The organism is Pseudomonas savastanoi, assembly GCF_020917325.1.
Taxonomy (GTDB): Bacteria; Pseudomonadota; Gammaproteobacteria; order Pseudomonadales; family Pseudomonadaceae; genus Aquipseudomonas; species Aquipseudomonas amygdali.
The window spans coordinates 3,220,546-3,246,227 of sequence record NZ_CP076652.1; the positions used below are offsets into that span (position 1 = coordinate 3,220,546).

General features: G+C 58.7%; 23 protein-coding genes and 2 tRNA genes. 8 read left to right on the forward strand and 17 right to left on the reverse strand.

Translation table 11 applies throughout. From position 1 onward, the window contains the following. Window positions 1-33 precede the first annotated feature (33 nt). From KP808_RS13430 to KP808_RS13450, 5 genes are all read right to left on the reverse strand, one after another. Entirely contained in the window at window positions 34-1,011 is a 978-nt protein-coding gene (locus KP808_RS13430; protein WP_230016267.1) for an ABC transporter substrate-binding protein, read from the reverse strand. After that, window positions 1,008-2,147: an NAD(P)/FAD-dependent oxidoreductase gene (locus tag KP808_RS13435; protein WP_230016268.1), complete on the reverse strand. Its 1,140-nt coding sequence runs from the start codon at window positions 2,145-2,147 to the stop codon at window positions 1,008-1,010. Before KP808_RS13435 ends, KP808_RS13430 begins: the two co-directional genes overlap by 4 nt. A gap of 13 nt (window positions 2,148-2,160) precedes the next feature. Beyond that, entirely contained in the window at window positions 2,161-3,660 is a 1,500-nt protein-coding gene (locus KP808_RS13440) for a methionine--tRNA ligase (RefSeq protein ID WP_230016269.1), read from the reverse strand. Then, on the reverse strand, window positions 3,653-4,045 hold the full coding sequence (locus tag KP808_RS13445; protein ID WP_057454823.1) for a cupin domain-containing protein: 393 nt from the start codon (window positions 4,043-4,045) through the stop codon (window positions 3,653-3,655). Before KP808_RS13445 ends, KP808_RS13440 begins: the two co-directional genes overlap by 8 nt. Before the next feature lie 334 nt (window positions 4,046-4,379). Next, window positions 4,380-5,345: a site-specific integrase gene (locus KP808_RS13450; protein WP_230016270.1), complete on the reverse strand. Its 966-nt coding sequence runs from the start codon at window positions 5,343-5,345 to the stop codon at window positions 4,380-4,382. A gap of 232 nt (window positions 5,346-5,577) precedes the next feature. Here KP808_RS13450 and KP808_RS13455 point away from each other — a divergent pair, with 232 nt between their 5' ends. After that, window positions 5,578-6,051, forward strand: coding sequence for an antitoxin Xre-like helix-turn-helix domain-containing protein (locus tag KP808_RS13455; RefSeq protein ID WP_230016271.1), 474 nt, complete (start codon window positions 5,578-5,580; stop codon window positions 6,049-6,051). A 5-nt stretch (window positions 6,052-6,056) separates the two neighbouring features. Here KP808_RS13455 and acuI read toward each other — a convergent pair whose 3' ends face one another. After that, on the reverse strand, window positions 6,057-7,040 hold the full coding sequence (acuI, locus tag KP808_RS13460) for an acrylyl-CoA reductase (NADPH) (protein WP_230016272.1): 984 nt from the start codon (window positions 7,038-7,040) through the stop codon (window positions 6,057-6,059). 47 nt (window positions 7,041-7,087) lie between these two features. Next, window positions 7,088-7,723, reverse strand: a complete 636-nt coding sequence (gene acuR / locus KP808_RS13465) for an acrylate utilization transcriptional regulator AcuR (RefSeq protein ID WP_230016273.1) — start codon at window positions 7,721-7,723, stop codon at window positions 7,088-7,090. A 142-nt stretch (window positions 7,724-7,865) separates the two neighbouring features. On the opposite strand from acuR, the gene KP808_RS13470 reads away from it, so the two are divergent. From KP808_RS13470 to KP808_RS13495, 6 genes are all read left to right on the forward strand, one after another. Continuing rightward, window positions 7,866-8,945 (forward strand): NAD(P)H-dependent flavin oxidoreductase, encoded by a 1,080-nt coding sequence (locus KP808_RS13470; RefSeq protein WP_230016274.1) that lies wholly within the window; start codon window positions 7,866-7,868, stop codon window positions 8,943-8,945. Between the two features lie 101 nt (window positions 8,946-9,046). After that, on the forward strand, window positions 9,047-9,814 hold the full coding sequence (gene modA / locus KP808_RS13475; protein WP_058409475.1) for a molybdate ABC transporter substrate-binding protein: 768 nt from the start codon (window positions 9,047-9,049) through the stop codon (window positions 9,812-9,814). After that, window positions 9,815-10,495, forward strand: coding sequence for a molybdate ABC transporter permease subunit (gene modB / locus KP808_RS13480; RefSeq protein WP_230016275.1), 681 nt, complete (start codon window positions 9,815-9,817; stop codon window positions 10,493-10,495). A 3-nt stretch (window positions 10,496-10,498) separates the two neighbouring features. After that, window positions 10,499-11,587, forward strand: coding sequence for a molybdenum ABC transporter ATP-binding protein (gene modC / locus KP808_RS13485; RefSeq protein ID WP_122259970.1), 1,089 nt, complete (start codon window positions 10,499-10,501; stop codon window positions 11,585-11,587). Window positions 11,588-11,675: 88 nt separating this feature from the next. Further along, window positions 11,676-12,746 (forward strand): DNA topoisomerase IB, encoded by a 1,071-nt coding sequence (locus KP808_RS13490; RefSeq protein WP_122280978.1) that lies wholly within the window; start codon window positions 11,676-11,678, stop codon window positions 12,744-12,746. 176 nt (window positions 12,747-12,922) lie between these two features. After that, window positions 12,923-13,008 (forward strand) — tRNA-Leu (locus KP808_RS13495). Window positions 13,009-13,300: 292 nt separating this feature from the next. On the opposite strand, the gene KP808_RS13500 is transcribed toward KP808_RS13495, so the two are convergent. The 5 genes from KP808_RS13500 to KP808_RS13520 form a co-directional block, all read right to left on the reverse strand. Then, entirely contained in the window at window positions 13,301-13,489 is a 189-nt protein-coding gene (locus KP808_RS13500) for a hypothetical protein (protein WP_080396456.1), read from the reverse strand. Between the two features lie 397 nt (window positions 13,490-13,886). Continuing rightward, window positions 13,887-14,561: a lytic polysaccharide monooxygenase auxiliary activity family 9 protein gene (locus KP808_RS13505; protein ID WP_230016276.1), complete on the reverse strand. Its 675-nt coding sequence runs from the start codon at window positions 14,559-14,561 to the stop codon at window positions 13,887-13,889. 168 nt (window positions 14,562-14,729) lie between these two features. Then, the gene (locus tag KP808_RS13510) at window positions 14,730-15,116 is read right to left on the reverse strand and encodes a VOC family protein (protein ID WP_230016277.1); all 387 of its coding nucleotides are present in this window, start codon (window positions 15,114-15,116) and stop codon (window positions 14,730-14,732) included. Window position 15,117: 1 nt separating this feature from the next. Next, the gene (locus KP808_RS13515; RefSeq protein WP_230016278.1) at window positions 15,118-16,131 is read right to left on the reverse strand and encodes an isopenicillin N synthase family dioxygenase; all 1,014 of its coding nucleotides are present in this window, start codon (window positions 16,129-16,131) and stop codon (window positions 15,118-15,120) included. A gap of 227 nt (window positions 16,132-16,358) precedes the next feature. Next, a complete protein-coding gene (locus KP808_RS13520; protein ID WP_230016279.1) occupies window positions 16,359-16,997 on the reverse strand; it encodes an isochorismatase family cysteine hydrolase in 639 nt (212 codons plus the stop codon). A 193-nt stretch (window positions 16,998-17,190) separates the two neighbouring features. Here KP808_RS13520 and KP808_RS13525 point away from each other — a divergent pair, with 193 nt between their 5' ends. After that, the gene (locus KP808_RS13525; RefSeq protein WP_230016280.1) at window positions 17,191-17,568 is read left to right on the forward strand and encodes a YceK/YidQ family lipoprotein; all 378 of its coding nucleotides are present in this window, start codon (window positions 17,191-17,193) and stop codon (window positions 17,566-17,568) included. Window positions 17,569-17,654: 86 nt separating this feature from the next. Here the strand turns inward: KP808_RS13525 and KP808_RS13530 are convergent. The 5 genes from KP808_RS13530 to KP808_RS13550 all read right to left on the reverse strand — a co-directional run bounded on the left by KP808_RS13530 (window position 17,655) and on the right by KP808_RS13550 (window position 25,543). After that, window positions 17,655-17,728 (reverse strand) — tRNA-Cys (locus tag KP808_RS13530). 200 nt (window positions 17,729-17,928) lie between these two features. After that, window positions 17,929-19,668 carry a tannase/feruloyl esterase family alpha/beta hydrolase gene (locus KP808_RS13535; protein WP_230016281.1) on the reverse strand — a complete coding sequence of 580 codons (1,740 nt, stop codon included), beginning with the start codon at window positions 19,666-19,668 and terminating at the stop codon, window positions 17,929-17,931. 114 nt (window positions 19,669-19,782) lie between these two features. Further along, window positions 19,783-21,192: an efflux transporter outer membrane subunit gene (locus tag KP808_RS13540; protein WP_230018871.1), complete on the reverse strand. Its 1,410-nt coding sequence runs from the start codon at window positions 21,190-21,192 to the stop codon at window positions 19,783-19,785. Beyond that, the gene (locus KP808_RS13545; protein ID WP_230016282.1) at window positions 21,192-24,338 is read right to left on the reverse strand and encodes an efflux RND transporter permease subunit; all 3,147 of its coding nucleotides are present in this window, start codon (window positions 24,336-24,338) and stop codon (window positions 21,192-21,194) included. Before KP808_RS13545 ends, KP808_RS13540 begins: the two co-directional genes overlap by 1 nt. A gap of 2 nt (window positions 24,339-24,340) precedes the next feature. Continuing rightward, entirely contained in the window at window positions 24,341-25,543 is a 1,203-nt protein-coding gene (locus tag KP808_RS13550; RefSeq protein ID WP_230016283.1) for an efflux RND transporter periplasmic adaptor subunit, read from the reverse strand. Between the last annotated feature and the right edge of the window lie 139 nt (window positions 25,544-25,682).

A 25,682-nucleotide genomic window follows, 5' to 3' on the forward strand; every position in this document is an offset into this window, starting at 1 on the left:
GGCGTGAAGCGGTGTTCTTGGTTTTTCTTGCGGCTATCGGCTGACGGGGGTCAGTCCTGTGGGGCCCGGGGTCCAGACACAGGTCATCGCGCCTCGCAGCTCGCCCCGATCAAAGCCGACTGCGCCCAACGGTGTGTTGAAGGTGGTGTGCTGCAACGCGTTCAGCAGTTGCCCGACGCGAAGACCGCCGTCGGCCAGCTCAGCCAGCACGTAAAGCATCAGCAGGCTTTCGCGAAAGTAGGTGTGTGGCTCGGCAGCGAACAACATTTGGTGCAGCGCGCTGGCATGGCAGCCATTTCCTGGGTTGTCAGGAGTCCCGAAACCGATGACGAACGTCTTGCCACGCTGGTCCTCGGCGCAGCCCAGGTACGGCGAGGCAGCGTCGTCAGTCAGCACCAGCGGGCGGTTACTCCCGGCCTGTCGTCGCGCCTGCCAGTGTTCGCGACTGGGCTTGAGGCGGCCGGCAAATACCTCGACATCGGCGTGCTCAGGCTCTTCGACGCGCTGCAATCCCGCGCGTACCAGTGCTTCGCAGATGGCAACGCACAAGGCCTGACCGTGAGCGCTGTCATCAGCCTGAACATGCACGCGGCACCATTGACGGCTCGCCAGCCAGCTCACCAGGTCCCCCGCCAGTTGCCTGTCCGAGGGGCAGAAACGGAATGCGTTGTGGTGCTCAAGCGTCAGGCAATCAATCGTTGCTGCCGGTGTCAGCAGCGCGATACCGGCTTGCCGATAAAGCGCGGCGGCGCTGACGGCTGCGTCCGAAGAGAAATGGCCGATGACCAGATCGGCTTTCCAGTCGATCATTTGCCGCGCCACTTCGGCCCCGCGAACGGCGTTGGCTCCGTCGTCGAGAAAGTGCCATTGCACCCGCGCAAGCCCCGGTACGCAATTGCGCGCCACGGCCAGCGCCCTCATGAAGGTCCGCGCGTGCGGCGTGTCGTGGGGGTCGAACAGTGCGCTGACCCCGACCCGCAGACCCGGCACAGGTGACGCGAGCGGTGTCATGGCTGTATCCCCGCCAGGCTGGCAGCGGGCATGTGTCGGCGTGGCGACAATGCCGACCAGCCGAGGCTCGGCCGGTCCTTTCCTGCCAGATGACTGCGCAGTTGCTCGAAAGCGATACCGGCAACACCAGGAGCAAACTTGAACCCCAGTCCCGACATGCCTGCGGCCAGATAAACCGGGCTGTGCTCGGCGCAGAAACCCAGCAGCGGACGACCGTCGGCGCTGTAACTGTCGAAACCCGGCAGCACATCCAGCACACGTGGGTGGGTTGCCGAACCGCACAGCCGGGCAATGCGCTTGCAGGCGTCTTCGGCATGCCGCGCATCAGGCTGTGCCAGATGCTCTGGCCAGAGGCTGTTATCGCGGCTGCCGCAGCCGGTCTGCACGATATGGCGGGTCAGCGGTATAGCGTAGCTCTGAGTAACCGCATCGATCACCGACATTGACCAATCGCTGTCAGTCAGTACCCGGGCAAAGGGAATAGAACGGGCTTCCAGCCCCGCCTGCGGCACCAGATGCTGACTCCAGGCACCCGCAGCCACCACTACCGCCCGACAACGCAAGGTGGCGTCCCCCATGTCGATGTGTACGAGGTCCGCAGCACGACAGTCGATGGCTTTGATCTCGCGATGCTCCAGCAGCAAGCCTTGCTGACGAACCACGTGGCACAGCGCAGCGACAGCCTGACGTACATTGCCGACGCAGGCGCGAGGTTCGAACAGGTTGACCCGCTCAACTGCCGGGCAGTGCGGATAGCGACCGCCATCGAGTTCATGGCCCGCCAGCAGGCGCATCGGGTAACGTTCGCTGCCGTGCTGCTCGATAGCCCGGCACAGATTATCCAGCTGGTCCGTGGCGGCCCGGTAGATCACCCCGGTACGCCGCAGTGCGCTGGCGTAAGTGGTCGCGAAAATGCCGTCGTCCATCAGGCTGATTGACCACGCCGCAAGCTCCATCAGCAGCGGATCGCTGTCATACAAGCGAACCAGACCGCCGGAATAAGCGCTCGCCCCCAGGCTGCCGGCTGCGCCCTTGTCGATCAGAGCGACCGACACACCTGCGCTGCACAGCTTCGCCGCGATGCTGGCGCCGGTAATCCCGGCGCCGATGACCGCTATCTCGTAATCGATGAACATGTGGTGCATCCGTTCAGATGGAGTATTCAGCGGCCGAGCCGTTCATGAGCGTGGCGTTGACCCGGGCTTCGGGCAGTCCGAATGCGTTCATGATCTGCGCTGACATTTCCGGAATCAGCGCCTTGCCAGCCACTGCGATGAACGCTGCCAGATGGCTGACGGGCCGACCTTCGGCCAGGCGTGCGCGAGCAATGGCGATGACGTCGAGCAACACCTGCGCCATGCCCTTCATCGAGAACTGCGCAGGCTCTGCGGCCCTGCTCCATTGCAGGCGTAACGCTTCCAACAGCCCGGCATCCGTCCCACAGATACCGCTCCACCAGCTGTCATCGCGATGTTTTCCGGCGTCCAGCAACGCGGGGAAAAATTCGCTGAATATCTGCTCCCGCCATGCGCGGAAATGCGTCAGACGAAAATCGCCTTCGCTTTGCTCGGGTGCGATGCTTGCCAGATACAGGCGCGCACTGTCGGCACAGGCTTCACGGGCCAGATCGCCGACCCAGATCGCGTGATTGCGGCTGGTCGACAGGTTCAGGCCGTCCAGTTTCAGAAACTGATTGGGCATGAAGCGCTGGCGAACTTTGATATCGCGCAGCGCCGACAGCTGCGCCGAGTAGACGATGGCGTGACTGAACACGCAGTCAAAACCGAGAAAATGCACCAGCGTGCCCTGTCCCGACTGCCAGTACTGACGGAACAGCTCTGGACGCCCGACACTGTCGGCATATTCACGAAATGCCGCCATATAGCCCGCCAGCCCCATGAACCAGGTGTGGACCCGGCACGAACCATCGGCCTGCAGGTCAAGCCCGCCGTCGCCCGGACGGGTTACGCCCCAGTCATGCAAGTGCTCCAGCGTATCGCGCAACCAGTTGTCGAGCGGCTTGCGCCATTGCTGGCCCAACAGACGATCACGCAAGTGCGGCTTGAAATCAGCCAGCTTCAGAAATGCACGATGGGCCTTTTTCCATTGCGACGGCTGCCTGCACAATTTGCAGTGCAGACCGGTCATCAACTCGGCGTCAGGGGCCTGAGCGCAGTTCTCGCACTGGCTGGCATCAGACTCGGCCCCACAGTAATTGCAGTTGCCTCGGGCAAATGCCTCGTAGCCCCACACATCGCAATCGGGGCAGTACGGCTCGCTGGAATCGCGAAACTCGATCGAGCCCGCTTCACGCAACGCGTTGAACACCTCGCCAACCGCCTCGGCAAACCATGGGTTGTTGTGCGGACGCATCCAGTTGTCGGGTTTGATGTTGATCGCCGCCAGCGACGCTTCGATGCGGTCGGAATTACGCCCGGCCAGCTCGACCGGATCAACGCCCTGCTCCAGCCCTTTGCGCAGCATGTAGGACTGGTAATCGTCGGAATAGGACACCAGCACACAGTCGTGACCGCGCTGGCGCTGGACCCGGGTGAACACGTCAGCGGCCAGAAACGGGCCGGCGATATGACCTATGTGCAAATCGCCATTCGGGGTGGGCGGCGTGATGGTCACGATGTACTTACTCATCGAGGCACCCCGTGGTTTCGCTGTGCTGAGCCACGAAAGCATTCACGTAGTTCATGTCCCACCACACCACATAGAAGTGGAAGTCCTCGGCGGAATCATTGATGACGTAATGGTTGGTGTGTTTCGGAATCGCGGCGATATCGCCTACGGCGAAATCCATCTGTTTGTCGCCTACCACCAGACGGGCGCTGCCCTTGATGGCAATGAAGATTTCCTGGTCGATCTGGGTATGCGCTTCGCTGCTCGTGCCCGGACGAACCACGCACCAGCCGCCAGCGAACGGCATCGGGTAGCCTTCCCAAGGCAACAGACGACTGCCATCGAGCCCGTACTCGTGTACCAATGAGTCAAAGCGGGTTTTACGGTGTATATCGAACTTTTCCATGCTCAGTCCCGTACGTTTCAAGTCCGGTAAAGCATGAAATTGTTGCCAATTGTTGGCTATCCAATTGCCGGATAGCTCGGAGGTGAGAAATCGATTTTGCAGATGGCTGGCCACGCAAACACGTGCGGGTCATATGTTTTTTGGCAATGACGGGTATCAATAACGCTGATAATTGAATCAGGGGCGGCGGTGTTACCGTTGTCGGCGATGAGCGAACATATCTCCCGGCCTCGCGAATCCGCGTCGCGAGGCCAGTGAATCTCTGCTCTGCTTCATCACTCCTTTGGTTAGATCTTTTAAGCCACCCCGCTTGTGCGAGGTGGCTTTTTTTTGCCTAAAGATCAAACCCGTCCACCACATTGCGGCGCTCGTTCTCGCTGCGCATGTCGTAACTGGCGGTGGTCGAAATATGCGTGTGATGCGCAAGTTTCTGGGCAATCGACAGATCGAACTCTTCGATCACACGAGTGATGAACGAGCGCCGAAAATCGTGAGGCATGATGTTCACCCCCACCTGCCGCCCGCGTTGCTTGGCGATGAAGTAAATGGCATGTTTAGTGATTCTGTCGCGGGTGATGTGACTACCGCGGCGAATCCGGTTGAACAGGAACGGGTCATCGCCCTGCCCCGGCTGCAAGCACGAGCGGCGCAGTTCCAGCCAGTCGTTCAGCGCCTTGAACGCCCACTCGGGGGCGTATTTGATCAACTGTTTGTTGCCTTTGCCCAGCACCCGCAGGCTGCGCTCGGCGAAATCGATCTGTGACAGGTCCAGGTTGACCGACTCCGACTTGCGCATTCCCGAACCGTACAGAATCGCAATGATCGCGGCATCGCGACGCCCTTGCGGCCTGGGGTCCGCAGCACAGGCTTCCATCAGATCACGAATCAACGTGCGGCGGATATTACGGCCCTTGGCCAGACGCGTACCGCTGACCGGTTTGATCGAGCGAATCTTCAGTAATTGCTCGTGGCTGATCAGGTCGTGCCGCCAGGCTTCGTTCATTACACCGCGAATAGCGTTCACGTACAGCGAGGTGGTATTGGGTGCGTAGTCGTCTTCACGCAGCGTCGCGACCAGTGCGGTCACGTGACCAGGCTGCAGGGTGTGCCAGGGAATGTCATGAATATCGACGTCAGCCATGCCCAGACGATCTGCCGCGTCCTGCAAAACGTAAGTCATGGTCAGGCGGCTTGAGGGTGCCAGGCGGTCGAGATAGAGGCGCAGTGGCTTGTTGACGTCGGGCAGCGAAGGCTGGCTGACAATGCGTGCGTCCTGATCGGTATAAGGGTCTTGCGGCATGTGAAACGACGCCTTTTCTGGTGCAAGCGCGCGAACAGCTGCGGCGCTCTTCATTCATATTCAGGCAGCCGACTTTAGCACGAGGGCCCTGCTGCGACACCTCTGGCGCGGCTCGTTCAGCTCAGCAGCTTAAGCCCACCCGGCAATCATCGGTAACACCCTGCGGCTTGAACGACGCGCTGCCTGGGATAGCCTTGGCCGACTTTTCCGGCCCTCAAGGCAAGCACGTATCTTGATTCCGCCCCTCGCTAGCAAAGCACATGGCCGTCACGACGCGGCTGCGCATTTCTGGTTGCTGGCTCATCAGGTCAGTCAGCGCAGCGAGGCCGAACGCCTGGCGAACATTCAGGCAGGCTTTGCGCATGGCTGGATCCGCGTGGTACGCGACGCGCTGGCCCTCGGCCCGCGGCAAATGGAGGCGCTGTTCAATGCATCAATTTCAACGCTGGAACGTCGTCAGCGCCAGAAACAGCCATTGGACCCCGTGGCTTCGGAGCGTCTGGATCGCCTCGCAATGATCGCCAGTCACATCCTTCGCGTACTTGAAACACCCGAGCGCGCCGGTCGCTGGCTGGTAACGCCCAACGCAGCGCTTGGCGGTTGCATCCCGTTGCAATTATGCGAAACCGGGCTAGGCACCGCCCGGATGCATCGCGCACTTGAACATGCGCAGTCAGGTGACAAGGGCGAACCCAGCGTTTTTTGACCCACTCAGCGCCCGGTGTCCACCACAACCCGGCCACGGATCTGGCCCGCGATCAATTGCGGCGCGATGTCGATCACCTCGCTCAAACCGACTTCACGACTGATCAGCGGCAGCAGCGCCAGGTCCAGGTCGCTCGCCAGCCTGGACCAGGCTTCCAGCCGGTCAGCGCGCGGGCGAGTAACGCTGTCGATACCGGCCAGGGTGACGCCGCGCAGAATGAACGGTGCAACCGAGCCCGGAAACTCCATACCCTGCGCCAGACCGCAGGCCGCGACTACGCCGCGATAACGAATACCGGCGCACACATTGGCCAGCGTATGACTACCGACAGAGTCGATTGCCGCTGCCCATTGCTCCTTGACCAAAGGTCGCCCCGGCTGCGACAGGGTCGCCCGGTCAACGATCTGCGCTGCGCCGAGTTGATGCAAATACTCGCTTTGCGAAACACGCCCGGTAGAGGCAATCACCCGATAGCCAAGCCTGGCAAGAATAGCGATGGCAAAACTGCCGACCCCGCCATTGGCGCCGGTCACCAGCACATCGCCGTGGTCGGGCGTCAAACCGTGTTTCTCAAGGGCCAGCACACTAAGCATTGCGGTATAGCCCGCCGTGCCAATGGCCATCGCCTGCGCGGGCGTGAAGGCATCCGGCAATGGAATGAGCCATTCGCTCTTGAGCCGCGCCTTTTGTGCCTGACCGCCCCAGTGCCCTTCGCCAACACCCCAGCCATTGAGCAGAACCTTGTCGCCCACCTTGTACTCAGGCGTATCACTGGCTTGCACCGTACCCGCCAGATCAATACCCGGGACCATCGGAAAACTGCGCACGATGGGGCTTTGGCCGGTGATCGCCAGCGCATCCTTATAGTTCAGCGTGCTGTGCGACACGTTTATCGTCACGTCACCCGCAGGCAACTGTGCTTCGTCAATATCGGTCAGATTGACGCGATAACCTGCCTCGTCCTTGTCGATCAAAATGCCCTTGAACATGTGCGCCTCCAATTTAGACTGATCGTCTTTAAATAGTCTTGAAAAATTCATTGCGGCAAACCACGAAGGTAACCGGCAATGAACGTGTTCAATGGTGTGTCGCTTTTGACCAGCCGGGCGCGAAGCACCGCCCCTTCCCAGCCGATCCAGAAAAACGCGGCCAATTCATCGCAATCGGCGCTTCTGGCCAACTCGCCATGCGCCTGCGCGGCCCTGAGGCAGCAGGCCAACTTCGACTGCCAGTCCAGCAGCGTCTGCTCCAGTACGCCACGAAACCCTTCCGGCAACAGACCGACTTCCTGGCCCAGATTGCCGACCATGCAACCGCGTCGATAATCATGCCGCGCCATGCCGCTCTTGGCGCTTTGGACAAAGCCCACCAGTCGCTCCAGTGGCGAAAGCGCTTCGTCCAGCAGCCAGCGGTCCAGCCGTTGTGCAAAATAGCGGGCATATTCATCCAGTACCGCCCGGCCGAAGGCTTCCTTGCTGATGAAGTAGTGATAGAACGAGCCTTTGGGAATGCCGATTTCCTTGAGGATGTAATCCAGCCCGGTGGCCGAGAAGCTTTGCTCGGTCAGCACTTCCAGACCACGGCGCAACAGTGCCTCGCGGGTTTCGAGGTTGTCGCGGTCCACTTTCGGTGGCCGCCCGGGGCGTCTGGTTTTTACAGGCAATTGAGTCATGCAGGAATATTAGACCGATCGTTTTTTATGTCAACCTCGCCGCGCGGTCTATGTTTTGCGCCGGAAATGCCGTTTGCCATTCACGCTATTCTCGCGCTCAATGCCATGTACATGACTGCCCGAATACAAGCCGGAGAAACACATGAGCCAATGGCCGGACACCCGCATTATTGACCTGCTAACTATAGAGCTGCCGGTGCTGCAAGCGCCTATGGCCGGAGCCACCGGATCACAAATGGCTATTGCTGTCGCGAAGGCTGGCGGGCTGGCATCGCTGCCCTGCGCAATGCTGCCCCCTGAGCAAATCGAACAGGAAGTCACCACCTTTCGGCAACATACCGGCAATCTGCCCCTGAACCTGAACTTCTTCTGCCATCAGGCTCCGGCCTACGATGCCGAACGCGCCGAGCATTGGAAACAGGCGCTAAAACCCTATTACGAAGAGTTGGGGGCCGATTTCGATGCGCCGACGCCCGTATCCAACCGTGCCCCTTTCGACAGCGCCACCTGCGCTCTGGTCGAGCGCCTGAAGCCGGAGGTGGTGAGCTTCCACTTCGGCCTTCCCGAGCGAGCGCTACTGGAACGGGTCAGAGCCACCGGGGCAAAGATCATTTCCTCGGCGACCACGGTCGAGGAAGCCGTCTGGCTGGATAAGCATGGCTGCGATGCGGTCATTGCCATGGGCTACGAAGCCGGTGGTCATCGGGGCCTGTTCCTCAGCGATCAACTGCACACTCAGGTCGGCACTCTGGCGCTGGTGCCGCAAATAGTGGACGCCGTGCGCATTCCGGTCATCGCTGCGGGTGGTATTGCAGATGGTCGCGGGGTTGCGGCGGCATTTGTTCTGGGTGCCTCGGCGGTTCAGGTAGGTACGGCGTATCTGTTCTGCCCTGAAGCCAGCGTCAGTGCACTGCATCGCCAGGCGCTGCACACTGCAACGGACAGCCAGACTGCGCTGACCAACCTCTTCACCGGGCGTCCGGCGCGCGGCATCGTCAACCGGATCATGCGCGAAGCTGGCCCCGTCAGCCCACTCGCCCCTGCGTTCCCTCTGGCAGGCGGTGCCCTGATGCCGTTGCGCGCACAAGCGGAAAAACAGGGCAGCAGTGACTTTACCAACCTCTGGGCAGGTCAGGCAGTTGGTATCAAACATCAGTTGGGTGCGACCGAGCTGACTCGGCAACTGGCTGAAAACGCGCTGAAAATTCTCTCACCCCGGTAAAACAGTGCTTTCAGAACAACAGGCTATCGCTATATATTTAACTATATAGCGAAACGCCTTTATTTCGACGGCGTGCGTTTTCATCATCAAGGAGCTGTTCCATGCGAACGACCACGCTGCGCGCCATTCTCAAGTTCTCTGCCCTGGCCTTCGCCGTATCAGCTACAGCCAACGCGTTTGCCGACGAGGTGCAGGTCGCCGTCGCGGCCAACTTCACAGCGCCCATCCAGGCGATTGCCACTGACTTCGAGAAGGACACCGGCCACAAGCTTGTTGCCGCGTTTGGCGCTACCGGTCAGTTCTACACACAGATCAAGAATGGCGCCCCTTTCGAGGTGTTCCTGTCTGCAGACGATACCACCCCGGCAAAGCTCGAGCAGGAAGGCGACACCGTCAAGGGCTCGCGGTTTACGTATGCAGTGGGCACTTTGGCGCTGTGGTCGGCCAAGGACGGTTATGTAGACAGCAAGGGCGAAGTGCTCAAGACCAATCAGTATCAACACTTGTCCATCGCCAACCCCAAGGCTGCCCCTTATGGTCTGGCAGCGACACAAGTGCTGAGCAAACTGGGCCTGACCGACGCAACCAAAGCCAAAATTGTCGAAGGCCAGAGCATTACCCAGGCCTACCAGTTCGTTTCCACCGGCAATGCGGAACTTGGCTTTGTGGCCCTGTCGCAGATCTACAAGGACGGCAAACTGACCAGCGGGTCGGCCTGGATCGTGCCGGACGCCCTGCATGACCCGATCAAGCAAGATGCCGTTATCCTCAACAAGGGCAAGGACAACGCCGCTGCCAAGGCGCTGGTCGAGTACCTGAAAGGCCCGAAAGCCGCCGCCATCATCAAGTCCTTCGGATACCAGCTGTAAATGCCACTGGGAAGTGCCGACATCGCGGCGATCTGGCTGACACTGAAGCTGGCGTCATTGACCACCATCATCCTGTTGATCATCGGCACGCCCATCGCGCTGTGGCTGGCGCGCACTGATTCATGGCTCAAGGGGCCGATTGGCGCGGTCGTCGCCCTGCCCCTGGTTTTGCCGCCGACAGTCATCGGCTTTTATCTGTTGCTGTTGCTTGGCCCCAACGGAGCTGTGGGCCAGCTTACCCAAAGCCTGGGACTGGGCACACTGACTTTCAGCTTTGCCGGACTGGTGATCGGCTCGGTCCTGTACTCGATGCCTTTCGTCGTCCAGCCGCTGCAGAACGCATTTGCAGCCATTGGCGCCCGTCCGCTGGAGGTGGCAGCCACCTTGAGAGCGGGTCCATGGGACACGTTCTTCCACGTGATTCTGCCGCTGGCAAAACCTGGCTTTATCACTGGGGCGATTCTGGGGTTCGCGCACACGGTCGGCGAGTTCGGCGTGGTGCTGATGATTGGCGGCAACATTCCCGAGAAAACCCGCGTGGTGTCTGTGCAGATTTTCGATCACGTCGAGTCCATGGAGTACCTGCAAGCACACTGGCTGGCCGGAGCGATGCTGGTGTTCTCCTTTCTGGTGCTGTTGGCGCTGTATTCCAGCGGTAAATCCAAAGCAGGATGGAGCTGAGTCATGGCCTCACCGATAGAAGTCCGCCTGCACATGACCTACCCGGATTTCACCGTGCGTACCGACCTGACCCTGCCGGGGTCGGGCATCACAGCACTGTTCGGGCCTTCAGGCTCGGGCAAGACCACATGCCTGCGCTGCATTGCCGGGCTGGAAAAAGCTGGCCAGGGCTTTATTCGTGTTCATGATGAAGTCTGGCAAGACACTGAAAAAGGCGTTTTCCTCGCTCCGCACAAACGGGCGATCGGCTATGTATTTCAGGAAGCCAGCCTGTTCCCGCACCTGTCCGTGCGGGCCAATCTGGAATTCGGCATGAAACGCATCCCGCGTCAGCAGCGCAACATTCAATTGCCGCAGGCCGCTGAACTGCTCGGTATCGACCATCTGCTGGAGCGCAGCCCTGACAAGCTGTCCGGTGGGGAGCGTCAGCGCGTGGGCATTGCACGCGCACTGTTAACCAGCCCGCGCCTGATGCTGCTCGACGAACCTCTGGCGGCACTGGACGCCAGGCGCAAAAGTGAAATCCTGCCGTACCTCGAACGCCTGCATAGGGAGCTGGACATTCCCATGCTGTATGTCAGCCACGCTCAGGATGAGGTTGCACGCCTGGCAGATCATCTGGTGCTGCTTGAAGGCGGCAACGTACTGGCCAGCGGCCCGATTCGCGAAACACTGGCGCGGCTGGACCTGCCACTGGCCATGGGCGGCGATGCAGGCGTGGTCATTGAAGGCACGGTCAGTGCCTATGATCGTCATTACCAATTACTGAGCGTGACGCTGCCCGACAGCACATTGTGCATGCGCGTCGCACACGCCGAAATGCAGATCGGCACCCTTCTGCGCGTCAAGGTTCAGGCCCGGGATGTCAGCCTGAACCTGCAACCCGACGATCAAAGCAGCATTCTCAACCGCTTGCCGGTCACGGTGGTGGAGGAAGCGCTGGCTGACAACTCGGCACATGTGCTGGTGAAACTGGACGCCGGGGGCACGCCTTTGCTCGCGCGCATCACGCGCTACTCCAGTGACCAGTTGAACCTGCACAGAGGCCAGTCGCTCTGGGCGCAGATCAAGGCGGTTGCCGTACTGGCCTGATGCCCTGAAAAACCGGTCAGTCAGCAAATAAACGGCACCACGGTAAAAGACCGAGGTCAGTGTTTTTAACTGCCTTTGGAAATTAGCCATGCCTGACTCGACTGCCATCAGCCAGCCCGCCAGTGACCTGCATTATGTAGACGACACTCAGCCGGGCCTTACGCGCAAGGTACTGCGCGGCAAATTCGCCTACTTCAACATTGAAGGTGAGCGCATCAAGGACGAGTCGGAGATCAAGCGCATCAACGCGCTGGCAGTCCCGCCCGCCTACACCGATGTGTGGATCTGTGCCGACCCGATGGGCCACCTGCAGGCTACCGGACGTGACGCACGCGGCCGCAAACAATACCGCTACCACCCGCGCTGGCGCGAGATACGCGACCAGGACAAATACTCGCGCCTGATAGAGTTCGGTCATGCGCTGCCCAAGGTGCGCAAACAGATCGAAGCACAACTCGCGCAGCCGGGCATGGGCCGGGAAAAAGTCATGGCGACGGTCATTTCATTGCTGGATGCGACGCTGATCCGCATCGGCAACAGCCAGTACGCCAAGGAAAACCGCTCATACGGCCTGACCACGCTGCGCAACAAGCATGTCGAGGTCAAGGGCGGCCAGATCCTCTTTGAGTTCCGTGGTAAAAGCGGCGTTGAACACAAGGTCAGCGTCAAGGACCGGCGCTTGGCCAATGTGATCAAGCGTTGCATGGAATTGCCGGGACAAAACCTCTTTCAGTACCTGGACGAAGATGGCGTGCGCCATGCGGTGACGTCATCCGATATCAACGCCTACCTGCAAAGCCTTACCGGCTCGGATTTCACCGCCAAGGATTACCGGACCTGGGCAGCGAGTGCGCTGGCGCTCGCGACGTTGCAGAAACTGCATTGGGAGCCGGAGGCCGACGCCAAGCGGCACATCATCGATATGGTCAAGGCGGTCTCGAAACAACTGGGAAACACCCCTGCCATCTGCCGAAAATGCTACATCCACCCCGCAGTACTGGAAGGCTTCCTGCTCGGCAACCTGGCCAAACTCCCCCGCTCCCGACAACGCAAAGGCCTGCGCCTGGAGGAAGTCGCCCTGGCGAGCTACCTGCGATTACTGGCTGACAAGGTCGAGGCTGTAGTGAGCGATGCGGTGGTGAAAGAGAGCAAAGCCTGAGCCGCCTGAGCCGCCTGAACGCGGCACGTCAGCCTTTGCTCCAAAAAAATTTCGTAGCCTCATGATTTACCAAGCATTTCCGGCAGGCAAAAAAGCGGCATTCCGAGTCATTTGTGACGCTTTCAAGCTTGCTTCATGGGGGCCGGGTGTATATATTCCCTGCTCTTGGCGCTACCGCCCCGATGGCGAAATTGGTAGACGCAAGGGACTTAAAATCCCTCGTCCTTTGGACGTGCCGGTTCGACCCCGGCTCGGGGCACCACATATAGATCAAGGGCTTACGGGGCATTTTGCTCAGTAGGCCCTTTTGTTTTGGTCCGCAAAAACAGTCGTGGTCCGCAATTCCAAAAAAACTCCTTCTCCGGCGTCCTGCCGACGAACACGACTCCCCAAATCTGAAGCACTCAAGCACTGCACGCCCTCACCGCGATTAGGGGTCACTCCACGTACGTCAGGTACACCAAAAAAGGTCAACGCCACCGCGGTTCCGTTCAGCGAGATTTCGAGGCAATAGCAGATACCAGGCGCGGTCATGTAGATCCCGGCTCTAATGTCTATTTTTCTCTGAATACTCTTGTGCAGATTCGATCGACAACAAATGCCATCGCGATCATCCAGCCGATGAAAAATACTGTCCGTGTGCCGTGATCTATTCCAGGTATCTCAAACCCAAGCCACGCACCGGCAAACATCAGAGGCACAAACAGAACAAGGGCAAGCAATCGTTCTAAAAGCCTGTTCACACTTGAACTCCACATAAAAAGCGTGAGTCAGTTTAAGCCTCTTCATGTTGCCAGAGCCCAAGGCGCTGACTTCTCGCCCTCGGAAATATGCAAGGCTACTCTTTCAATTGAAATGGGTCTTAAAACCAAAAACATGAAGACGGTTCAGCAAAGTCCACCTGAGATAGCCTATCGACGGGACGATGGCGACCGTTTCAGGTATCGCTGCAAACTGGAGAGTGAGCGAGTCATTTGGAGAACATTCCTGAGAGATACCGGCGAATGGGGTCGCTGGGGCTTGCTCCGCAGTCTTCACGTCTGTCGCTGCACTCCAGTAACCTGAACACCCAAAATGCAAGACGGAACCCGAGCCTGGAAGCAACCGGCGGTTAAACCGCAGACCTTGCAGAATGCCGATTTACTCACCAAAGTCGACATCAAATGCTTGATAAAACGCCATCGGCGACTCTGCAACAATCCAGAGCAGAAGAATGCAATGGTGACCCTTTTTGCCCTCTGGCAGCACTGCCGAATCTATTACTGCCGGCTCAAGCTCATCGCGGTGTTTGTCAAAAGGCTGAAGGGGGGAAATTTTTTCGTCAAAAGGTTTCTCTTGAAAGTGATTGCGAGTCAATCGGGTGCTCTCGTCCCATCCATCCTTGGTAATGAACCAACGATAACCACGCGTCACATGAGTCGCTTCATACCTCCAGGTTACGTCAAACGTACTCCCACTTTTCACGCTCAGGCGAGGCCAGCCTTCAGTGTTAATGATGCCCTTCTTTTTCAGTGCCTCAGTGAGCTCTGTATCGGTGTAATTCAAACAGTCGCGCTCATCAGTCCAGCCTGCACTCACTATCAGTCCATCTACTGGCGGGACAGCACTATCAACATCGCCATCTGCATACTCGTCTGTGCGAGGAAAATCGTGTGCAGGGCCTTCTAATTTATCAGGGAAGTTTTTGCCACTTTCTATTCCGTGCAGATGCCACTCCAGTACCATCCCCTGATCCATGGCATACGAGCCCCGCGATGCAGGCTCGATAACCCTGCCGTGTCTGGGTTGCTTACTATCAGATTCGCTCATTTCCATATCCCCAATTCTTGAATCAGGCATGCCTTGCCTGTTGCACAATTGAAGACCTGCTTCCATGGGCCGGATAGCTAGCAGTACAGCCAGTAGATTTTTCTGTGAAAACCTGAAACGTGAGGGCTGGTGAACTGCCCAACCCGCCACCGTTGTTGTACGTGCCCGCAGCACTTAAAGCATGAAGTTAATCCGAAATATATTCCCCTCGGGGTCCAGCAAAACCGACTGATACCAATGGTAATACGTCAGATACGGCGCCTTGATCAATCGCGCACCCAGCGCCACTGCCTGAGGCACCAACCTGTCCACCTCGGATTGCTCATCGACATCAATGTTGAGCAGAAACCGGCAACCGGTGCTACCAGTAAACTCATCCAGCCCCAACAATTCGTAGGCATCGAGTGCATTGAAACCGATGCAGGATTTGCCTGTGTCCAGCCCACGAAAAATCGGCGATCTGATCGCCTCGATTTCACTGAAGCCGAACAGCTTTGAGTAAAAACCGCTTAAACCGATGATGTCCTGCGCGAACACGTTGACGTATGAAAGTGTGCTCATGTCAGGCCACCTTGCTGCCGCCGAAGGTCGTCTGTTTGACGAACTTGGCCAGCAAGTGATCGCCCGAGGTGACCGGCGCGTGCCGTGGCGCGGTGCCAGGCGGCAGGCAACCGGGCAGACACTCGATCAAGGTGTCGTAGTTGGGTTGATGGAAGAACACCAGTGACTGCCGACGGTTGTCCTGCTCACTGCTAATGGGCGGGTTGATCACGCGGTGCAGGGTGGAAATCCACTGGTCGTTGGTCCACTGCATCATCAGGTCGCCGATGTTGACCACAAAACCGTTCTCGACATAGGGCACATCGACCCATTCGCCTTGCTGATTACGTACCTGCAAGCCACCCAGCGCATTGTCGGGGCGCACAATGGTCAGGCTGCCGTAGTCGGTATGCGCGCTGGCGCGCAGCTGGCCAGCCTCGACTTCGGTCTTGATGTCCGGGTAACTCAGGCTGCGGAACATGCTGATATGCCGGTCGATTCTGTCATCAAAAAAGCACTCATCCAGTTCCAATGCCAGGGCAAACAGGCGCATCAACGATTGCGCCAGTTCACTCATCGCCTCGAAATAAGCTTGATAAGCCTCTTTGAACCCAGGCAGCAATGCCTCGGCAGGCCAAACATTCGGCGCGAAGTGCGAGCCTGCTTCGGCGTTGTGGTAATAATCTTCGTTCGGCACGTTGCTCGGCCCGATGGAGAAGGATTCCTTCAGATCTCCCGGCGCACTTTCTTCCAGAGAATATGAAAGGCTCTCCTCGGCTATCGCGCTGTACCCACGCACCATCTCCGGGCTGGGACGATCAACCTTGCGTTTTTCCGCCAGCGGCAAATCAAAGAACTGGCGGGTCAAACCGGAGACCTTATCAATAAGTTCTTTGGGAATCTGGTGCTCGGTGATTACCAGAAACCCAATGTCCTTACACGCTTGATTGACTGCCTGCGCCACGGCTGCCTTGCCGTCCGGTTCTCCTGAAAAATAAGGGGCCAGGTTGATAATGGGCACATAGTGCAGAGTCATACGGCTGCTTCCTCTCGCTGACACGGTGCGGGAAAGTTTCACCGGCAAGGGTGAAGGTCAGCGAGACGAGAGCAGAAAGCATGCCACTGCAAGAATTCACAATTCATACAAACAGTTAGCCGTATCGACCGTTCAAGCCAGATCAAACGGTCTGAAACGGAACGCATGGTTTGAATGCGCACAGATGAAAAACGGCCCAGAACTGCGCACATTTATCTCCCGTGCGGCTACGCACTTTCTATACGCCGGATGACCTCGGCGGTCGTGGCGACCTCTCCGAACTCATAGGCAATAGTCGTCAGCGATATACGCTGAACGTCTGCGGCTGAAACTGCACCAAAACCGACATCCGGGTAGTCCATCGCAGCATTGGCGTCACTCAGGGCGATAACCTTGTATTCCCGGTGCACGCCGTCCCTGATCGTGGTTTCACAACACACGTTGGTGACAGTACCGCAGACGATGATCGTATCGACATCCCGCGCACGCAGCACCGTGTCCAGGTCCGTGTTGTGAAAGCCGCTGTAGAACAGCTTGTCGACAATCACATCACCTGACTGAGGCGCGAGTGCTTCGATCACCTCAACGTCCGGATCATGCCGGGCCAGTATCTGATCCACATTCGGGTACAAATCGCGCATGCGCCCGGTGTCCGAACCATCGCCGCGCACGATATGGCGCAGATAAACCACCGTCACCTGAGCAGCTCGCGCGACGCCCAACAGTTTTTGGATAGGTAGGACAATGTCAGCCGTGCTCTTGACGTACAACGCGCCAGCGGGCTCGCAGAAGACTTTTTGCATATCTACGACGATGACCGCCGTTCTGAGCGGGTTGATCGGCCATCGGACAAGGGGTTTGCTCATCGGGTTTACCTCGGTTATGCCTGACAGACTGGTTGGGCATGGCAAGCAATAATCGTGCTGCATGTGACAGATCAATTCCCGGCGAAACAACCATCCATTGAACACCCACGGCGTTCATGCAACACCGACGGGCATGTGCCTCGCGCGCTCGCTCTGCCGTCCCAATTGCATTGAAAACACAAGGAACGTAGTCATGAAGCCAGGTTTCATAACCCAAAAAGAGTCATGTGTGCCTCATCTGAAAATTCAGTGCCTGCTATTGCTCACGCTTGCGTTGACGGGATGCGGAACAATCAACACAACGTTCAGGCCCGATTCCGTCGCAGGTGAAAAGCTCACTGACTGGAAATCAAATTGCTCCTCCATTCCGCGCGTTTACAGCGGAGTTATGCTCGATTTCTGTGAACTGAACGCAGAGCCCAAACAGAGTAGCGCTTATCAGAAGACCAATGCTCCCGAGTGGGTTTTACTGGACATGGGCTTATCAGGCATCGTAGATACACTGCTCCTGCCTTACACGATTTATCAGCAAAACCAATACGGCTATATCAACGCAAGCCGCTTTAAATAGCGGCTGAGCTCGGTTTTCGGACCCCATCACTTTCATCGCGCCCAATAAAAAACCCCGCAGACGTTAATCTGCGGGGCTTTGAATAGTGGAGGCCGAGGTCGGAATCGAACCGGCGTAGGCGGATTTGCAATCCGCTGCATAACCATTTTGCTACTCGGCCTCAAACGAAAGATGCTTCACTCGAACATCAAACGTATTTTCATTTCGCGGGAAACCGGTATTTCTTTGGCTTCCAACCCATTGAATCTAAAGGGTTTTTTTCAATTCCTTGCTCAGGAATGGACGCAATTCTGTACTGGTTCGCATGTCATGTCAAGAACGAGGAGAAAATAATTCGCTCACTGTGCGCAGGTGTAATGGCTAATCAACCTGACGCTCCAGAGGCGCATACGGTTTGAAGAAGCCTGCCCCCATCCAGTGCGGTGTTTTTTCTGTGGTCAATGGCTGGGCGCGCTGGTAGCTGTTAGCGTTTTTTGAATAGCCCTTGTGGTCGTACTCGGCCATGAACGGGTACGGAAAGACCTTGCGGGTACGTCCGCGATTACCGATGTTTTCCTTGACCATCGATGCTGGCAGGGCTTTTGGCAGCGGTCTCTGCCGGTTGCCGGCCTTCTCGGGGCCTGCCTGTCGGGCAACAATGGCATCCGGTGCCTGGCTTTTTTCAACCCAGGCCATGATCGGCGTCAGCAGATCAACCAGGCTTGGCCCTTCCCCGCCGCCGCAGTGATAAACACCGGGCAACATATATAGCCTTGAGAACGCCTCGGTGCGTGTCTTGCCCATCTGTGCTTCGACCGCCTCGTGGTACGCCAGGGTGTTGAGCGGCGAGATGTTCGGGTCGGCCCAGCCGTGCCAGAGAATCAGCTTGCCGCCGCGGCTGGCGAATGGCGACAGGTCCGGGTTGGTGGCATCGTACAGCGCATGCAGCGGACGCAATTGATCAAAGGTTTTCTTGTCGAAGTTCAGTGCGTTCAGATCGAAATCCGCGCTCGGGTTCTTCTCGAACACCACATTGCGAATGGCCTCCAGTGCAGCCGTTTCGCTGTAGACGGGCTGATCGGCGCTGACCGGTACGAATACGCCCGCCCAGGCCAGTTCCGAGCCAGGCTGCGGCCCGCCCAAGGTCAAATGTTCGCCACTGACAGGGTCTTTCGGCCCCTCGTAAAAACGTCTGACGGCCGCCACTTCTTCTGCACTCAGGCAGTTGGCAGTGTCGGCTGCTGTCTTGCATTGCAGTACGGCGGGGTCGAAGTGGCAGATGCGTGGGTCGGATACAAGGCCATCGATTTGCCCGTCCAGCACATCACATTGGGCGAGTACGGCCTTGTGCAGCAGTGGCAGTCTGGACGCGAGGAGAATCGGCTTGCCGTCTGCCCCTCGGTTGGAGCGGGCCATCCAGCCGTGGTACAGCGTTTTCTGTACCTGAAAGTTGAGCGCAGGAGCTCCGGCGATGATGCCGTCGAAATCGTCCGGGTAACGCTGGGCCTCGATCAGGGCCTCCCGGCCGCCGTCCGAGCAGCCACTGAAGTAGGCGTATTCAGCTTTGCGACCATAAAACGCAGTGATCAGTTTTTTCGACGCCAGCGCGGTGAGGTGCACGCCACGGTGAGCGAAATCGGCGCGTTTCTGCGGATCGTCGCCAAAATGGTTATCTGCCGCCTGATGCCCCATGTCGGTGGAGGCTACTGCAAATGCACCGGTACCAAGCGGCTTACAGCCATCAGCGGCGCGCACGGTCGAGTTGATGTTGCCACACAGCCCACCGCAGCCGACTTGCAGGTAGCGTTGTGCCCAGGTGCCGGTAGGCAGTTCAAGCCTGAAGTTTATCTGCGCTGCCAATCGGCCTTCCACGGCACACACTGCTACATCGTTGCGCATCGACTCACTGGCCGATAGCACGCGACTGCCCTGCCCGCCGATATCGTTGAGGTCCACGCCAGTCAGCGCAGAGCACGCGCTGATGGGCTTGACCACCGCAAGCCGGGCAATGTTGTCGGCAGTTGCAGAAGACGGCGTACGAGCCTGGGCTGGCGTCTGAATGATGAGTGAAGTGACCAGCAGCGACAGAGCGCGGACGTACTTCGGCTGGGAGGGTTTCATGAGAACTCCTGTTCATGAAGGATCAAAACCACAGTGCGAGCACCTAAATGACCGCACTGCAGTTAAGGGTAAAACGTTTAAGCCAGGCAATTATTCAAAGGCTAGTAGAAAAAGTCACCCCGGATTCCATCCGCCGCCCATGACCTTGTAGAGCGTTACCCGGTTGCTCTGCTCGGTGAGGCGAAGGGAAATCAGCTCCTGCTCGGCACTGTACAGTGAGCGCTGGGACTCAAGTGCCTCCAGATAACTCTGCGACCCGCCGCGATACAGGGCATCGGCCAGTTCGTAGCTCCTGCGGCTGGCATCGGTATAGGCCTGTTGTGCGGCAACCCGCTCGTCCAGCGTGCTGCGCACCGCCAGCGCATCGGCCACCTCTTTGAAAGCAGTCTGAATCGTCTGCTGATAGGTCTGAATCTGGATCTGGTTTTCGACCTTGGCCGAGTCAAGCGTGGCCCGATTGGACCCGCCATCGAAAATCGGCACGCTGATGCTCGGCGCAAAGCTCCATGCGCCGGTCCCGGATTTGAACAGGCCGGAAAGGCTCGAACTGGCAGAACCTGCACTGGCGGTAAGGGTGATGCTGGGGAAGAACGCAGCACGCGCTGCGCCAATGTCGATGTTCGCTGCTTTGAGGCTGTGTTCGGCGCTCAGCACGTCCGGACGACGTTGCAGCAGGCTGGAGGGCAATTCGTCCGGCACCTGCACCAGTTGCGCCACGGATGGCACGTCGGCAGTGGGCAGAAGCTCTTCCGGCAGATCGCTGCCCACCAGCAGACGCAGGGCGTTGCGATCCTGAAGAATCTGGCTTTTATATTGCGCCACATCGCCCCTCGCCGATTCGACCGTTGTCTGCGCCTGGGCCACTTCCAGCCCGGAAGAACCGCCCAGCGCATGACTGCTTCTGGTCAGGTCGTAGCTTTGCTGCTGGCTGGCCAGCGTATCTTCAGCCAGTTTCAAAAGCTGGTTGTCGGCAGCCAAGGTGAGCCAGCCGGTCGCCACTTCGGCAATCAGGCTGATCTGCGTGCTGCGCCGGGTTTCGGTCAAGGCCAGGTAATCCTCAAGCGCTTCGTCCTGAAGGTTCTGAATGCGCCCGAACACGTCCAGCTCATAGCTGCTCAAACCCAGCTGCGCGCTGTACTCGTGGCTGATCGACGACTTTCCGGTCATCGAGGTCGATGACGATGTGCGTGTATGCGTGCCGCTGCCGCTGGCATCAATGGTCGGCAGGCTCGCTGCACGCTCGATACGGTATTGAGCCTGGGCTTTCTCGACATTCAGGCTGGCCAGGCGCAAATCACGGTTATTCACCAACGCCAGGGTTTGCAGGCGTACCAAACGCTTGTCGGTGAAAAAGTTCTGCCAGTCGATATCTGGGGGCACGCTGGCTGACGCAACAGGTTGGCCCGCCGTCGCCGGCAGCCATTGGCTCGATACAGGCGCTTGGGGGCGTTGATAATCCGGAGCCAGGTTGACGCAGCCCGCAAGCAGCGCCGTGACAGCCAGCGAAGGCCAGAAAAGACGCATCATGCTTCACCTGTAGATGTGGATTGGGCAACCGCAGCATTGCCTGAAGAACGACTGAAGCGGCGACGGACTTCGACGAAGAACAGCGGCACCAGAAAAATTCCCAGCACGGTAGCGCTGAACATGCCGCCCAGCACGCCAGTGCCGATTGCATTGCGCCCAGCCGAGCCTGCGCCAGTGCTGAGGGCCAACGGCAGTACACCAAACATGAACGCCAGCGAGGTCATAATAATCGGGCGCAGGCGTTGCCGGGCAGCAATAAGGGTGGCTTCATGCAGGCTTTTGCCCTGTACCTGAAGGTGCTTGGCGAACTCGACAATCAGAATCGCGTTCTTTGCCGCCAGGCCGACGGTGGTCAACAGCCCGACCTGAAAGTACACGTCATTGCTCAAACCGCTGAGCCGCGTCGCCAGCACCGCGCCGACCACGCCCAGCGGCACCACGAGCATGACCGAAAACGGTACTGACCAGCTTTCATACAAGGCCGCTAGGCAGAGGAACACGAACAGCACTGAAACCGCGTAGAGCATGGGCGCCTGAGAGCCGGACAAACGCAGTTGATAGGACTGCCCGGTCCACTCGTAACCGATGCCTTCGGGAAGTTGCTTGATGATTGCTTCAACGGCATCCATTGCCGTGCCCGAGCTGACACCCGGCGCAGGATCACCCACCACTTCAAGCGACGAATTGCCGTTGTAGCGTTCCAGCAAGGGCGAGCCGTAGCTCCAGCTGCTGCGGGCAAATGATGAGAACGGGACCATTTCGTCATTGCTGTTGCGCACGAACCAATGGTTCAGATCGGCTGATTGCATGCGCGAAGCAGCCTCGCCCTGCACGTAGACTTTTTTCACCCGACCCTGATTGAGAAAGTCATTGATGTAGCTGCCGCCCAGTGCAGTCGACAGGGTCGAATTGATGTCGCTGGTAGACAGGCTCAGTGCACCGGCCTTGCGATCATCGATGGTCACTTTTAACTGCGGAGTGTCGTCCAGGCCGTTACTGCGCACGCCCAGCATGCTCGAGTCCTTTCTCGCCAGCTCGATAAACTGCTCGCGTGCCGCGACCAGCGCCTCATGCCCCACGCCGCCAAGGTCCTTGATCTGCACATCAAACCCCGAACTCTGCCCCAGCCCGCGCACCGCAGGCGGCTGCATGACAAACACACTGGCGTCGCCAATGCTCGCCAGCGCCAGAGTCGCCCGCTGCGCCACCTGCGCGGCGCCCTGCTCCTCGCCGGAACGCTCACTCCAGTCCTTGAGCTTGATGAACGCCCTGGCAGTGTTCTGGCTGTTACCGCCCATCCCCAGCCCGGAGATACTGATCAGTGCCTCGACCTCCGGCTGCTTGAGCATGTAGGTCTCGAACTGCCTCATCACCGCCTGCGTACGGCTGTCAGTAGCGCCAACCGGCAGCTGGATCTGCGCCATCAGCGCACCCTGGTCCTCATCCGGCAAAAACGACGTGGGCAGGCTGACATAACCCACAGCCATGGCCACCAGCACCAGCACGTACACCAGCAGAGCCCGTCCACGATGTTTGATCACACCGCTAACGCCTCGCTGGTAACGGTCGGCGCTACGGTCGAACGTGCGGTTGAACCAGCCGAAAAAGCCACCCCGTTGTGCATGCAACTGAGCATCCGAGGCTTTGAGCATCGTTGCGCACAACGCTGGCGTCAGGGTCATTGCAACCAGTACCGAAAGCAGCATGGCCGAAACGATGGTCACCGAAAACTGCCGGTAGATAATCCCGGTGGACCCGCTGAAAAAGGCCATCGGGATGTATACGGCGCTCAGCACCAGCGCGATGCCGATCAGCGCACTGGTAATTTCATCCATTGATTTGCGGGTCGCCTCCAGCGGGCTCAGTTGCTCTTCGCCCATCACCCGCTCGACGTTTTCCACCACCACAATCGCATCGTCGACCAGCAGGCCGATGGCAAGGACCATCGCGAACATGGTCAGGGTGTTGATCGAATAGCCGAACAGCGCCAGCACGCCGAACGTGCCCAGCAGCACCACCGGCACAGTAATCGCCGGAATCAGCGTGGCGCGCAGGTTCTGCATGAACAGAAACATGATCAGCACCACCAGTACGATTGCCTCACCCAGCGACTTCACCACCTCTTTGATCGACAGGCTCACGAACGGTGTCGTGTCATAGGCAATCACTGTCTTCAGTTGCATCTGCGTGGGGTAGAACGGCTCCAGTTCCTTGAGTTTGGCCTTGATCGCTTCGCCAACGCTCAGCGCGTTTGCGCCTGACGCCAGTTGAATGCCCATTGCCGCCGCTGGCCTGCCATTAAGCGCCGAGTTGATGTCGTAGCTCTCGCTGCCCAGTTCCACCCGCGCCACATCGCGCAGGAGCACAACAGCGCCGTCACTGGAAGATTTGACGACCACGTTCTCGAACTGCTCGGGCGTCTGCAGCTTGCTGCGGGCGCTGATGGTCGCATTCAGTTGCTGCCCGGCCACCGCAGGCAAGGCACCCAACTGGCCTGCCGAAACCTCGGTGTTCTGCGCCTCCAGCGCCGAGCTGATGTCGGAGGGCATCAGTGCGTACTTTTCCAGCCTGGCCGGGTCCAGCCAGATACGCATGGCGTAACCCGAACCCAGGGTCTGCACATCGCCGACGCCATCCACACGGCTCAGTTGATCGAGCAGCGTGCTGGAAATGTAATCACCGATCTGCGTGCCGGTGACGCTTTCGTTATCGGAGGCCAGGGCGACCAGCATAAGGAAGTCGGAACTGCCCTTGGTCACCGTCAAGCCTTCGCTCTGCACGCTTTGCGGCAGGCGCGATTCAGCCTGCTGCAGCTTGTTCTGCACCTGCATCTGCGCCACATCAGGGTCGGTGCCGGCGGCGAAGGTCAGGCTGATGCTCGCACTGCCCGCAGAGCTGCTGGAGGCGGACATATAAGTCAGCCGGTCCAGCCCCTTCATCTGCTGCTCGATGACCTGGGTGACCGAGTCTTCGACGGTCTTGGCCGATGCACCAGTGTAAGTGGCGGAGATCTTTACCGTCGGCGGCGCGATATTGGGGTATTGCTCAAGTGGCAGCTGGCTGATGGACAGCCCACCGGCAAACATGATGCAGATGGCAATTACCCAGGCGAAGATGGGCCGATCAATGAAGAAACGAGCCATGTTCAGCGCTCCTTCACATCAGTAGCAGCGACAGTGCCGCTCGGCGATGGCAAATTCGGGCTGTCGGCGTTTTGAATAGTCACCTCAGTGCCCACCGGCGTTTTCTGCCCGCCCTCGACCACCACCTGCTCATTGGCCTTGAGCCCGCTGCTCACCCACCACTGGTTGCCCACCGTGCGGTCGACGCTGATCACCCGCTGCTCGATCTTGCCGTCGACCACCAGTAAAACGGTGGTCTGGCCGCTGGCACTGCGGGTGACGGCCTTTTGCGGAATCAGAATCGCGTTGTGATCCTGCGCCTGCTCCAGCACCGCCACCACGTACATGCCGGGCAGCAACAACCGCTCTGGATTGGCAAAGCTGGCACGCAGCGTCACGGTACCAGTGCCTTCGTTGACGCTGACGCCACTGAATTGCAGGCGGCCGTCGTGGTTATAAGTGCTGCCGTCATCCAGCTTGAGGGTGATTCGGGCTTGCCCATCGCCGTTGGTTTGCAGCTTTCCGCTGGCCAGGTCGCGCTTGAGACGCAGCAACTCGGTGGTGGACTGCGTGACATCGACGTAAATCGGGTCCAGTTGCTGAACCGTGGTCAGCGCCGTGTCCTGCTGGGCCACCACCAATGCGCCAGGTGTGACGGTCGAGGTCTCGATACGGCCACTGATGGGCGCGGTAATCCGTGTATATGTCAGGTTGATGCGCGCGGTTTGCACATCGGCCTCCGCCACTTTTACCTCGGCCGCAGCGGTCAACAGACTGGCTTCGGCGTCTTCTTTATCCTGCTGGCTGATGGCATCTATCTTTGCCAGCCCTATATCTCGCTTGGCAGTTGCCTGCGCCGATTTGAGCGTGGCACGGGACTTGGCGAGCGCGGCCTGTGCCTCTGCCAGCGCAGCCTGGTAAGTCGCGCTATCGAGTTGATACAAAGGCTGACCGGCCTTGACGTCAGCCCCCTCGACGAACAGCCGCTGCTGAACGATGCCACTGACCTGAGGACGGATCTCGGCGACCATGAACGCTTGAGTGCGCCCCGCCAGCTCGGTGGTCAGCGCCTGGCTGCGCGGCTGCACAGTGATGACCGAAACCGTCGGTTTTGGCGCAGCGGGCGGCGAATCATCCTCTGAACAACCGCTTAGAAGACTGATAAGGGCTGCGTAGATGACAAAGGTCACCGTCATCAGGTATTTGGCGAAAATCTTGCTCGACATGTTTGCCTCAGGACGTTGTGGCGAAAGCCTGATGTCAGAGTGCGAGGCAAATGTGCAGGAAAATTGAAGATTGCTGCGCCGACTTGAAACTTGCGGTCACGAAGGCCTAAATGGACGCCGTCTTCAGGGAAAACCCGAG